11 protein-coding genes are annotated in these 12,708 nt (G+C 61.0%); 5 read left to right on the top strand and 6 right to left on the bottom strand.

Annotation, left to right across the window (positions count from 1 at the left end; genetic code table 11):
* Positions 1-67 precede the first annotated feature (67 nt).
* Positions 68-679: a YdcF family protein gene (locus tag AC56QQ_RS29010; protein WP_497124263.1), complete on the bottom strand. Its 612-nt coding sequence runs from the start codon at positions 677-679 to the stop codon at positions 68-70.
* Here AC56QQ_RS29010 and AC56QQ_RS29015 point away from each other — a divergent pair.
* On the top strand, positions 653-1,522 hold the full coding sequence (locus AC56QQ_RS29015) for a cytochrome b (protein ID WP_497124264.1): 870 nt from the start codon (positions 653-655) through the stop codon (positions 1,520-1,522). The two genes, AC56QQ_RS29010 and AC56QQ_RS29015, sit on opposite strands and share 27 nt — an antisense overlap.
* On the opposite strand, the gene AC56QQ_RS29020 is transcribed toward AC56QQ_RS29015, so the two are convergent.
* The 4 genes from AC56QQ_RS29020 to AC56QQ_RS29035 form a co-directional block, all read right to left on the bottom strand.
* A complete protein-coding gene (locus AC56QQ_RS29020) occupies positions 1,505-1,939 on the bottom strand; it encodes a YqaA family protein (RefSeq protein ID WP_497124265.1) in 435 nt (144 codons plus the stop codon). The two genes, AC56QQ_RS29015 and AC56QQ_RS29020, sit on opposite strands and share 18 nt — an antisense overlap.
* A gap of 5 nt (positions 1,940-1,944) precedes the next feature.
* A complete protein-coding gene (locus tag AC56QQ_RS29025) occupies positions 1,945-3,450 on the bottom strand; it encodes a multicopper oxidase family protein (protein ID WP_497124266.1) in 1,506 nt (501 codons plus the stop codon).
* A 49-nt stretch (positions 3,451-3,499) separates the two neighbouring features.
* On the bottom strand, positions 3,500-3,964 hold the full coding sequence (cueR, locus tag AC56QQ_RS29030; RefSeq protein WP_497124267.1) for a Cu(I)-responsive transcriptional regulator: 465 nt from the start codon (positions 3,962-3,964) through the stop codon (positions 3,500-3,502).
* 79 nt (positions 3,965-4,043) lie between these two features.
* Positions 4,044-6,500, bottom strand: coding sequence for a heavy metal translocating P-type ATPase (locus AC56QQ_RS29035; protein ID WP_497129163.1), 2,457 nt, complete (start codon positions 6,498-6,500; stop codon positions 4,044-4,046).
* Between the two features lie 268 nt (positions 6,501-6,768).
* Between AC56QQ_RS29035 and AC56QQ_RS29040 the strand changes: the two genes are divergently transcribed.
* The 3 genes from AC56QQ_RS29040 to AC56QQ_RS29050 all read left to right on the top strand — a co-directional run bounded on the left by AC56QQ_RS29040 (position 6,769) and on the right by AC56QQ_RS29050 (position 10,640).
* Positions 6,769-6,972: a heavy-metal-associated domain-containing protein gene (locus AC56QQ_RS29040; RefSeq protein WP_497124268.1), complete on the top strand. Its 204-nt coding sequence runs from the start codon at positions 6,769-6,771 to the stop codon at positions 6,970-6,972.
* A 115-nt stretch (positions 6,973-7,087) separates the two neighbouring features.
* Positions 7,088-9,673, top strand: a complete 2,586-nt coding sequence (locus AC56QQ_RS29045; RefSeq protein WP_497124269.1) for a multicopper oxidase domain-containing protein — start codon at positions 7,088-7,090, stop codon at positions 9,671-9,673.
* Positions 9,674-9,773: 100 nt separating this feature from the next.
* Positions 9,774-10,640, top strand: coding sequence for an NAD(P)/FAD-dependent oxidoreductase (locus AC56QQ_RS29050; protein ID WP_497124270.1), 867 nt, complete (start codon positions 9,774-9,776; stop codon positions 10,638-10,640).
* Between the two features lie 57 nt (positions 10,641-10,697).
* On the opposite strand, the gene AC56QQ_RS29055 is transcribed toward AC56QQ_RS29050, so the two are convergent.
* Positions 10,698-11,771 (bottom strand): FAD-dependent oxidoreductase, encoded by a 1,074-nt coding sequence (locus AC56QQ_RS29055; protein ID WP_497124271.1) that lies wholly within the window; start codon positions 11,769-11,771, stop codon positions 10,698-10,700.
* A gap of 266 nt (positions 11,772-12,037) precedes the next feature.
* Here AC56QQ_RS29055 and AC56QQ_RS29060 point away from each other — a divergent pair, with 266 nt between their 5' ends.
* Complete coding sequence (locus AC56QQ_RS29060; protein WP_497124272.1) at positions 12,038-12,646, top strand: TetR/AcrR family transcriptional regulator; 609 nt, start codon at positions 12,038-12,040, stop codon at positions 12,644-12,646.
* Positions 12,647-12,708: the final 62 nt, after the last annotated feature.

Consider the following 12,708-nt stretch of genomic DNA (forward strand, 5'->3'; position numbering starts at 1 on the left):
GGGATGGCAGCGAGTGGCAGGCTGTTCGATGGCATGAAAAAGCATGCCTTCGCCCGGCGCACTATGCCTAATGCAACGAAGGAAACAGCTCAGCCGTCAGGCCGGCAACCCTGTAGGTCAGCAATCCGAACCATTCATGCGCAGCAAGATCGGTCGCAGCCAAGCCGACGGCGATCGAACCGGCCGGACGCTTGAGATCCGCTGCGCCGCGTGTTCGATAGTCGACCGGGTAAGGGGTAATATCAAATCCAGAGGAGCGAAAACATCCAACCGCCCTCGGCATGTGACTGGCTGACGTGACCAGAAGCCAGAGGTCGCCTGGCTTCGGTTTGACCGAGGCGGCGCTTTCGGTGCCGTTCTCGCAGGTATTTCGCGATCGTTCTTCCATGTCGATCCGCTGCGGCGCAACGCCCAACGACACGAGAATGTCACGAGCAACCTGGGATTCGGTCAGTTTGCCGGCGCCGTCGATATGGCTTGACCCTCCTGACAGAAAAATCCTTGCATCGGGATAGCGCCTGCTGAGATCAACGGTCGCGGTCAGTCGTTCTCCCGCCTCATTCATCGCCAAGGTGTCGCGTTCGCTGCTGATATGCGTATCGACCGCTCCACCAAGCAGGATGATGCCAGTAACGGGCCCATCGATAATCGGGTGGGGGAAGCGGTTCTCGAGCACCATCAACGCAGCCGGTCCCAGAGGGCTCCAACCGCAGATGGCCAGCAACAGAACCGACGCTATGATGCATGCCCGTCCCAGGAGGGATCTGCCGAGGAGCACGGCAAGAATGCCTATCAGACCGAGGAGCGCGACAAGATTGGAAGGGAGCAGGAAAAACTCGATGAGCTTGGAGATGGCGAAAAACATCACGCCCTCGCGCGCGCATTTGACAACCGGCGGGCCTCAGAGGTGAGAGAGAATCCTCGCCTGCGCTGGCATTTTGGCATTCGTCTGCTGCATTGGCTGACCGTGATCGCGCTCGCGGCGCAAATCGCCATTGCCTTCGGACCGATGAACGGGCCGGGCATGGCGACGATGAACTGGCTTCCGGTCCACATGTCACTCGGCGTGACGATCCTTGCCATCATTGTCCTCAGGCTTTGCTGGCGCATCTTCACCCAACCCCCTGTCAGGCAAACCTCACGCTCCGTGCGGTTTGCGACTGCTTTCTTCCACGTATTTCTCTACGTCATGATTCTTGCCGTCCTGATAACGGGATGGCTGGGCTATCGGCCAATGCCTTTCATGCCTCCCGCACGGCTTTTCGGGAACTTGCCCGTGCCGTTGGCGCCATCTGTCGGCGCGTTGTCGGCAAGGGCTTTCGCGTTCGTTCATGCAAAGCTGGTCTGGATATTGCTTGGATCTGTCGGCGTTCACGTCCTGGCTGCGCTTGTGCATTTCGTGGTGCTTCGCGATGGTGTCATGCGCACCATGTTCTTCGGGAAGCCGGACATCGCTTCGCGGGAAGAGGACGCGCAACTTGCGGTCGGCGATGAAGCCGGCTGCTCACCGGATCGCCCATAATCCTCCCGCAATGATCACCGCATATCGCGTAACCTTGCCCAATGCGACGAGAGCAACGAACACGCCGAGATTCACGCGTGCAGCGCCTGCCGCAATGGTGAAAGCATCACCAACGACCGGCAGCCAGGCGAACAGAAGCGTCCATTCGCCAAAGCGTCGGAACGTCCGGCTTGCCTGCTCATAGTGCTCAGGAGTTACAGGAAACCAGCGCCTGGTCCGGAGCGAGTCGATGCCACGCCCCAGAATCCAGTTCACCACGGAGCCCAGCGTGTTGCCGATCGTGGCGACCGCGAGAAGCAGAGCCGGATCACCGCGGCCCGAGACGACCAGGCCGGCGAGCACCACCTCCGATGAGACCGGCAGGATGGTTGCGGCGAGGAACGCGCTGATGAACAGCGCGCCATAGAGCGCCGCCACTCGGCCTATGCCTGCACGTCGACAATGCCCATCATGCCGAGCTGCTCATGCTCCAGGATGTGGCAGTGATACATGCGCGGCCCAGGCCGGTCCTGGCGCAGCAACAGCCGTACCGTCTCGCCGCGAGCCACGTTGACGGTATCCTTCCAGGCCCGGTACGCCGGCTTCGAGACCTTGCCGTCGCGTTCGTGCTCGACCACTTGAAACTGCGTCCCATGCACGTGGAACGGATGGTCCATGTCCGCCTTGTTGACGATTTCCCAGAGCTCGACCTCGCCTGCCTTGGCGACGATATCGACGCGGTTCATATCGAAGGCAGCGCCGTTGATCAGGAACCCCATCTCCATGCCGCTGGCGTTCATAGCCATGGTTTCGGTGAAGACGAAGCGCCGACTGACGGCGGGGGCACCGAGTTGCGCAATCGGTCGCAAGCTGTCCGGCAGTGGCGGGAGCGCCTCTGCAGGCGTCTGCGAAACATTGATCGTGAGCAGTGTCAGCCCTGCATCGGCAGGACGGCCTGCACCCATCCAGCCGCGATCGTAATCGAGCGTGTACAGCGTCGCGGGTCCGGGCTTGTCGAATGACACGATGAGTTCAAGGCGTTCCGCGGGACTGAGAAGGATCTCATCGACTGCGATCGGTGCCTCCAACAGGCCACCGTCCGTTCCGATAACTGTCATTGACGCTTCAAACGACAGTCGAAGGAACCGCGCGTTTGTCGCGTTATAGAGCCGGAAGCGCCGCTTCGTGCCAAAGGGAACCGCCAGCCGAGGATTCTTCTGTCCGTTGACCAGCACATGATCGCCGACGCGACCGTTCATCAGGTCGACCATCGTGTTGTCCGGCATGGTGCCGTCGGCGGCAAGGCGAAGGTCGGTGAACACCAGCACGGTATCGCCGTATTCAGCCGGAATCGGATCGGCCTTCGGCTTGACCACGAACGCGCCGGCAAGGCCGCGATAGACCTGCTCGGCCGTCTTGCCATGCGGATGTGGATGATACCAGTAGGAGCCGGCGCTGCCTTCCGGCAGGTCGAAGCTGTAGGTGCGCTCAGTGCCCGTTGCAACCGGGTCCATCGGATTGCCATCCTGGTCAGCCGGCACCGGCATGCCATGCCAATGGATGGTGCTCGTCTCTTCAGGAATTCGGTTGGCGAAGGTGATCTCTACCCGGTCACCCTCGACCGCCTCGATCAACGGCCCGGGACTCATGCCGTTGTAGCCGAGGATCGGCGTATCGAGCCCTTCCGCAAAACGTACCGTGGCGGACTCTGCCGTCAGCTTCCCCCTGAAAAGGCCGGGGGTGCCGGCTTCGTTGGCGAGGCGGGGCAAGTCGCGAAGTGCTTCTCCTTCAGGTACGACGGCCGCGCCTTGCGGCGCTGCGGCCATATCGTGGCCTGCGTGACCGCCCATATCCATGCCGGGCATGTCATCCATCTTCATTTGAGCGATGGCGCGCGGGCTCCCAAAAACCGTCACAAGACCTGCCGCCAGAAAAGCGCGTCGATGCATCTGTTGTCTCCTAGGTCAAAGACTGGCCCGCGTCGGCGCGCGGTATGATTCAGAAAGCCTGCCGTTGCCTGGCGATCTCGCCGCCGAGCTTCGGGCGCTTGGACGACTTGGCTGGTCCGGCCTCGTGGCCGCTAGAAAACTCTTCGATGATCGGGCAATGCGGCCGATCATCGCCCTGGCAATGCTCTGCCAGATGACGCAACGTTTTTGACATGTCTTGGAGTTCTCGCATTTTCCGTTCGAGTTCGGCAACATGTTCCATGGCGATCCGCTTGACATCGGCGCTCGCCCGCGAACGGTCGCTCCAGAGAGCCAGCAGATCGGTCATCTGGTCGACCGAAAAGCCAAGATCACGCGCCCGGCGAATAAAGCTCAGCGCATGAATGTCGTCGTCCGAATAGACCCGATAGCCGGCGTCGGTCCGGGAGGCGTTCGCGATCAGCCCGATGGACTCATAGTAGCGGATCATCTTGGCCGAAACGCCCGATTCCGCGGCAGCGTCACCTATGTTCATGATTTGCATTCCTGCAGGTTGGGAATCTCGGCAAAGATCAGAACCGGATCCTGGGTGAAACGTAAAGGCATCAAATCTGTCATACGACCTGCACGGAGAATTGACCGGCTTGTGTCCTGTCGTCGATCGGCGCCCGGAAGCGCCTGAGGCGCAAAGCATTGGTCAGGACGAAGACGCTGGACAGTGCCATCGCACCAGCCGCCAGCATCGGCGACAGGAGCGTGCCGCTCAGCGGATAGAGCACGCCAGCGGCCACGGGAATGAGCGCGATGTTGTAGGCAAAGGCCCAGAACAGGTTCTGGCCAATGTTGCGGATCGTCGCCTTGGAGAGCGCGATGGCATTCGCCACACCGCGGAGATCACCCGACATCAGGACGACGTCGGCGCTTTCGATGGCGATATCCGTGCCGGTGCCAATCGCGATGCCGACATCCGCCGCTGCCAGCGCGGGCGCGTCGTTGATGCCGTCGCCGACGAAGGCAACGCGAGCGCCGTGCCGGCCAAGCCGCTTGACTTCCTCGACCTTGCCGTCGGGCAGCACCTCGGCGACGATTTCGTCGATGCCGATCCGCCGCCCGATCGCCTCAGCCGTGCGCCGGTTGTCGCCGGTCACCATGGCCACTTTGAGACCGAGCGCATGCAGGGCAGCAATAGCAGCTGGCGTCGATGCCTTGATCGGATCGGCGACCGCGATGATTGCAGCAAGCCTGCCATCGATGGCCGCATAAAGCGGGGTCTTGCCCTCGTCGGCGAGGCGCGCTGACGCCAAAGCAAAGGTTGAAATGTCCAGGCCAAGCTGGATCATCAAGCGATCGGCGCCGATCTCGATCTTGCGTCCTTCGACGACAGCACTCACCCCAAAGCCGGGAATGGCCTCGAAGTTCTCGATATCGGTTGGCACGAGGCCGCGCCGTTCGGCCGCCCGCACAATCGCCTCGGCGACGGGATGCTCGGAGCGAACCTCCACCGAGCCGACGAGCCAGAGTACGTCGGCTTCGACAAATCCGGATGTCACGATGAAATCGGTCAATTCGGGCCGGCCCTCGGTGAGCGTTCCGGTCTTGTCGAGAGCAATGACCGTAGCATCCCGCAATGTCTGCAGAGCCTCGCCCTTGCGGAAGAGCACGCCCAGTTCGGCCGCCCGCCCCGTACCGACCATGATCGAGGTCGGCGTGGCGAGGCCCATGGCGCACGGGCAGGCGATGATGAGCACGGCAACGGCGTTGACCAGCGCGAAGGACAGGGCCGGCTCTGGACCTAGCACAAACCAGGCACCGAAGGTGAGCATGGCGGCCGCGATGACAGCCGGCACGAACCACGCCGTCACCTTATCGACCAGCGCCTGGATCGGCAGCTTCGAGCCTTGCGCAGATTCAACCATGCGGATGATCTGGGCGAGCAGCGTCGCCGAGCCGACCTTTGTGGCGCAGAACGAGAAACTGCCGGTCTTGTTAATGGTGCCGCCGACGACCTCCGCGCCGACGCCCTTGGCGACAGGCAGCGGTTCGCCAGTCATCATGGACTCGTCGACGAAGGATGATCCTTCGACGATCTCGCCGTCGACAGCGATCTTTTCGCCTGGGCGCACCACCACAACGTCACCGGCCCGCACCTCGGCGAGCGGCACCTCGACCGTGACGCCGTTCTTGACGAGGCGCGCAGTCTTGGGCTGCAGCCCGACGAGTTTCTTGATCGCCTCGCTGGTCCGGCCTTTGGCCCGCGCTTCGAGATAGCGGCCGAGCAGTATCAACGTCACGATCACGGCCGCTGCTTCGTAATAGACGTTGGCAGTGCCTGCCGGCAGCGCATCGGGGAGGAAGGTCGCGACGAGCGAGTATGCCCAGGCAGCACCCGAGCCAAGCGCCACCAACGCATTCATGTCCGGCGCGCCCTTGAGCAGCGCCGGCATTCCTTTCCTGAAGAACCGCAGACCGGGGCCAAACAGAACGATCGTAGTCAGCACGGATTGCAGCCGCCAGTTCCACTCGCCGAGCGTCATCATCACCCAGTGATGGAAGGCGGGCACGAGATGAGAGCCCATTTCGAGTATGAACACCGGCAGCGTCAGAAGTGCGGCCAGCGCAAGCAAACGACGGAGCGTCCGAATCTCAGCCTCGCGTCCATCGCGCTCACGGTCCTTGTCTGCGTCCGGCAAGATCTGCCGCGCTTCGTAGCCGGCTGCCGCCACCGCCCCCTCAAGCGCGGCGGCCTCGACACTGCCCGCGACGATGCGGATGGTGGCGCGCTCGGTTGCCAGATTGACACTGGCTTCGGTCACGCCCGGCACAGCCTTCAGCGCCTTTTCGATGCGCGCGACGCAGGAAGCGCAGGTCATTCCTTCGAGGGCGAGCTCAATCGTGTCCGCTCGCGTCTCATAGCCAGCGGCCGAGACTGCCGCGATAACGGGAGCAATGTCCGGCTTGCCGGCAAACGTCACCTCGGCACGTTCGGTCGCCAGATTGACCGATGTCCCAACGACACCCGGCGCGGAGGCAATGGCCTTTTCGACGCGCCGCACGCACGAGGCGCACGTCATGCCCGCGATGCCGACCTGAATTGTGGAACCAGGAACCGAAACAGGTCCGGCTGGCGTGTGCGGGGTAACGGCGTTCATGGGATTGCAACTCCATTCTGGGTGGCTGCCACATGATATAAAGGTTCCCATGATAGGAAGGTCAAGGGGCAAACTTCAATCAGTGCACCAATGCGACCGCGATGATTACATCGACGAGAAAATAGGCTCTTGACCTTCCAACGATGGGAAGCCCCATAACGGGTCCATCAGCAGGAAAAGGAGAGCTGCCATGTTGAAATTGAAAGTTCCGGATATGAGCTGCGGCCATTGTGCCAGCACGATCGAAAAAGCCGTAAAAAGTGTCGATCCTGCAGCTAGGGTCATAGTCGACCTCGGCGCATCGACGGTCGCCGTGGAAACCAAGGCGAACGACGCCGCTATCCGCGACGTCATCAAGTCTGCCGGCTACGATAACGAGAAATTGGCGGCCTGAAGGATATCAGGCGCGGCCGGCGGATCATAAACGCGCCGGCCGCGTTCATTTGCATTGAGGCTTGGTACGCTGGGCCGTCTGATAGAATGCGGCGAGAAACCAAGGGCGGACCCTGATGCTTATCCAACCAATCGACTATTTTCTCGTCGCCTGGTTCGCAATTGCCGCCGCCTCGACGCTCTATGTCGGCTTCGATCAATACCGGAACAACCCCGAACCAGTGGTGATGAAATGGGGGTTTATCCTGGTGACCCTCTATATGGGTCCGATCGGACTGCTGCTCTACGTGCTTGCCGACAAGGAGCCGCGCCCAGGCGGGCATGAGGCCTTCACCAAGCCGCTCTGGAAGCAGGGCGTCGGCTCAACGATTCATTGCGTCGCCGGCGATGCGACCGGCATCATTCTTGCCGCCGTGATCACCGCGTCGCTCGGCCTGCCGATGTGGCTTGATCTCATCGTCGAATATCTGGCCGGCTTCGCCTTCGGGCTTTTCATCTTCCAGTCACTTTTCATGAAATCGATGATGGGCGGCACCTATTGGGAGAACGTGCGCAAGAGCTTCCTGCCCGAGTTCATCTCAATGAATTTCATGATGGCCGGCATGGCCCCGGTCATGAGCTTTCTGATGATGGGCCGCGACATGCGCGCGATGGAGCCGACGGAGCTTCTGTTCTGGGGCGTGATGTCGATCGGCGTCATCGCCGGCTTTGCTCTCGCCTACCCTGCCAATGTCTGGCTGGTCGCACGCAAGCTGAAGCATGGGCTGATGACGCTGCGCCCGCAAACCGCCGAACCCGATCAGGACAAGAAGCGCGCGCATGGCGGGGCGGCGGAAGAAACCCATGCCGGACATACCGGGAAGACCCCGCCTGCGAAAGCACTGGCGAAAGCGAAGGTACCGGCACAGGCGAAGGCATCAGCAGTGGCGAAGGCACCGGCAGAGGTGACGGAAGATCATTCTCATGATCACGGCGGCAACACTGGAGAGCAGTTGCAGGGCCACCCTGAATTTCCCGTCGTGGCTACGATCGGCCGCCATCCCATTCATCCGATGCTGGTTCCCCTGCCGATCGGGTTGTTCGTCGGAGGACTTCTCTCCGATCTGGCATTCTGGATCAATGGCAATCCTTTCTGGGCGACCGCCTCCATTTGGCTCATCGCGGCGGGATTGGTGGGCGGCCTCGCCGCCGCCGCCGCCGGCCTGACGGATTTCCTCGGCAGTCCGCCAATTCGCAAGCTCTATCACGCCCGCTATCATCTCGTCGGTAACCTCATCCTGCTGGCCATCGCGGCAATCAGCGTGGCCGTGCGCCTTTCCCTTGGTCCGGCAGATGCCGTATTGCCGTGGGGGCTGATGATGTCGGCAGCCGTCGTTGTGCTGCTTGGCTACACGGGCTGGCACGGCGGCGAGATGGTTTTCGGGCATGGTGTCGGAATGCGGCAGCACGACCATGGTGCTTCTCATCTAGCACAGGCTCAACCCGCCAAGGGCCAACACGCGCAGATGCAAATGCATCATGCAGACGCTGGCGATCATGCTCCGCAAGGCCATGACATGGCCTCCCACACGGGCAAAAAGAGCGGCCACCAGATGGAGACGGACGCCACGACGCCACAGATCACTGCCCTTGGGGTGGTGTCCCTGCTGGCGCTTGCGATCGGCATGATCGCACCCGCGAACTGGATTAATATGAGCCTGTCTGCGCGCGATGTCGGCGGAGCCATTATGCCCCCCGGCATGATCATGGATCGCGATACGCCGGCCGCTGCCATGCGCGATATGGCGGCAGTCGATCCGAGGCTGGTGAGTTTCAAGGCTGATCCCGCAGCTCAGGGAGGCGTGGTCCTCGAACCGCGAATCGAGAACAGCGTTAAGGTATTCGATCTCGAGGCTTCGGTTATCCAATGGTCGATTCTGCCCGGAGTGACGGTCGAGGCCTTTGCCTACAACAAGCAGGTTCCCGGTCCGACGCTGCGCGTTACCCAGGGCGACCGCGTTCGCATCAACGTCACCAACCGGTTGCCCGAAAGCACGACCGTGCACTGGCATGGCCTCGATGTGCCCAATGCGATGGATGGCCCGGCCTATGTCACACAAAAGCCGATCGAGCCCGGCGAAACCTTTTCCTACGAATACACGGTCGAGCAGTCCGGCACTTATTTCTATCACACCCATGATCATGTCGACCGTCAGCAGGCGCTCGGCCTCTATGGCGCGCTGATCATCGACCCGAAGAATCCGGCCGACGCAATCACCGCCGACCTCGAATACACCGTTCAACTCCAGGAATGGCTGAAACGGGAAGGGCTGACATTTCCGTCCATGCCGATGGACGGCGGCTTCCCTAATTTCTTCACCATCAACGGCAAGTCTTACCCGGCGACGGAGACGATCAAGATGAAGGTGGGTCAGTTGCTCAAGATCCGTTTCGTGGGGTCCAACACCACCGCCGTCCATCCGATGCATATTCACGGCGGGCCGTTCCAGGTCGCCGCCATCGACGGCGCGACGCTGCCCCAAAACGCCCGGTATACGGCCGACACCGTCAATGTCGGGCCTGGACAGAGGTTCGACGTCCTGTGGCGGGCGCTTCGGCCAGGCAAGTGGCTGCTGCATTGCCACATCCCGCATCACACGACGAACAACAATGTTGAGGAGAAGGGCGGCGGCGGGCTCACGATGGTCATCGATGTCAATTAGCGGCGGCCGAGGTTTTTGATCGATGCCCCCAATCCCCGGCGTGCCAGCCAACGCGGCCGAGCTGCTTGATTGTCTGATTGTTGGAGGAGGACCGGCAGGATTGACCGCGGCCATATACCTTGCTCGCTTCCATCTCTCGGTCCTGGTGGCCGACAGTGGTGAGAGCCGGGCTGATCTGATTCCGCTCACCCGCAACCTTGCAGGTTTTCCCGATGGAATCGCGGGATCCGAGCTTCTCACGCGCATGCGGGAACAAGGAAAGCGTTATGGGGCACGCCATTGGGCTGGAAAGGTGCTCACCTTGCAGGGAGGGCCCGGCATGTTTACGGCCCACGCAATGGAAGGGGTGTTTCAAGCGCGCACCGTGCTGATGGCAACAGGCGTCTTCAACCGGAGACCGAGCATGCCTGCCGATGTCCACGATGAGGCTCTGGCGCGTGGGTTATTGCGTTATTGTCCGATTTGCGATGGTTATGAGGTGACCGATAGTGCGGTCGCGGTCATCGGAACCGGCGAACACGGAACGAACGAAGCGGAGTTCTTGCGCAGTTACACCGCCGATGTGACTTTGATTGCACCGACGGGCAATCATGAGCTCGACGCAGCGCAAAGATCGCGTCTCAAGAACGGCGCCATTCAAACAGTTGACGGTCCATGTCTCGATTTTGAACTGATGCAGGATGGCATCGCGATAGCGACACCGACTGGCCGCCGCTCGTTCGCAACGGTCTATCCAGCGTTAGGATCCCATATCCGTTCGGAACTTGCGGCTGGGATGGACGCCGAAGTATCGCGCGACGGATGTCTTATCGTCGATAACCACCAGAGAACCTCGGTAGCGGGTCTATATGCGGCGGGCGACGTGGTGCGCGGGCTCGATCAGCTCTCCTATGCCATGGGACAAGGCGGTGTCGCTGCCGTTGCAATCCGAAACGACCTAGCTCGCTTGACTCCGTTGCGGCGGTAGCCTGGCGGCATTCGTGAGATGCATTCCAATATTGGCCACGTGCAGTGTCGCAACAGTCTACAAGGGTCCCGTAGGGCCATCCTGCCGATGTTTTGTATGATCGCCCTGCCCCAGGAAAGCGTTGCCAGCATTGCCCCTGCCAGAAAGATGGCGACCGGCAAAATACCTGATCTTGAACAGCGCAAGGGCAACAAAGATCCCGATCGCTGCATACCATCCGAACGTCACGTAGGTCGGACTCGGACCCGACAATCCATCGAAACCGTAGCGAAATATCGAGGCAGCAGCGCCAGCATGGAGGATGACCAGCGCGGCCACAACCAGCACCGTTGCGACCATCGGAGCGAACCGCCTCCACCCGCGGCCGGCGACACCGCCGATTATGTTGAGATCGAATCCGGTGAACGTCTCGGCCTGTATGCTAGCCTCGTTCACTCCTGAACCGCCGAGCATCGTCTTCATGGCGCTGACCATCTCCGGCAGCCCCGAAATGTAGTAGACGGGAAGCAGCGGGTCATCGACATGCTTTGCAAGCATCGAGTGGGTTATGCGTTCGGTTTCGCCGGTCCATGAACGGACCGACCGCGCCGCTTCAGTCATCGTGGCAACCAGTTTGAAAGTCGGGTTTTGCTCCGCGAGCCTCTGCAACTCCTCCAGATACGCCGCGTCCTCCGGCCGCCGGATCGAGTAGAACAGAAACAATCTGTGCGACAGCTTTCGCTCGATCGCGTCCTTTATCATCGAGAAGGCCGGAACGATGCCGATGCCCCCGACGAGAAAAACAGCGGGCCGCGAAGCATCCTGGTGCAGCACAAACGCTCCGTGCGGAACATCCAGCAGCATCTGGACGAGAACCCTGTCTCCGGTCTGTAGCCGGCTGAGAACCCGCTTGAAAGCTGTGTCACGCATCCTCATGGCGATAACCAGATCGGCTTCCTGAGGTGTGCTGGCGAGCGAGAAAAACCGGCTATCGCCCGCGCGGTCCGTTTCGGGAGGATCAATGAGCGTCATCCGCACATGCTGGCCGGCCTTGAAGCGAAAGCCGTCCGGTCTCTCAAAAGCGAAGGCCCAGGTGTCTTCCGCTATTTGTCTTTTGCCCTTCAGCGGCACTTCAAATGATGTCGTCTTCATTGAAGCTCCGGAGCGCCCATGCATGCGACGATAGCGTTCGTGGTCCAGGTCGGTCTTCCTCACCGGTTCAGCACCAGGTCTTCGGGCCCCTTATCGGGAGTACAGAGCAGGTGCGTGCGTCAGGCCCGCCTCCAGCTCCGTCGGCCGGTAAGCTGGACACGGTGTCCAAAAACAGACAGATTATCCGGAATTTTGTCAACGAACACACGGGCCGAAATGTCCGGTACTGAACGTCTTGCTCGATATGACCGTGAATGGTGACGGAGATGGCAGATAGAGCGATAGACCGCCGCGTCGCCCGCACCAGGGGGATGCTGCAACATGCCTTGATCTCCTTGATCCTGAAAAAGGGCTACGAGGCGATCACGATCGAGGACATCTGCGAGGCGGCCAATGTCGGCCGATCGACCTTCTACGCCCATTACACGAGCAAGGATGATCTGAAGAAGAGCGGCCTCGACGAGAACCTGCGCAGGCTGCTTGTCGATCGGCAGAAAGACGCTCTGGCGATGTCGGGAAACAGCAAGGACCGACATCTGGCCTTTAGCCTGCCCATGTTCGAACATGCCCGAGACCATCTGGACCTCTATCGGGCGCTGGCCGGCGGTCATGGCGGCGGCATTAGCTTCGGCAGCATCCGCCAGATACTTTCCGATGTGGTGCGCGGCGAACTTTCCACAACCGTCGACAAGACTTCAGCAGACGCCGTCCCACGCGAATTCGTCGTCCAGTATGTCGTTGGCGCCTACATGGCTGTATTGACCTGGTGGCTCGACCGGGGTGCGAAGCCGCCGCCTGCGCAGGTTGATGCGATGTTCAGGCGACTGGCGACCGATGGAATCCTGCCTCATCTTGCCGAAGGCAGCTCACATTAGGTCACCAGATTTGCGGTTTGTCCGGACAACATGAACGGCAGGCAAGCTAAACCTGCTGCGGC

The organism is Mesorhizobium sp. RCAM 05099 (assembly GCF_059683685.1).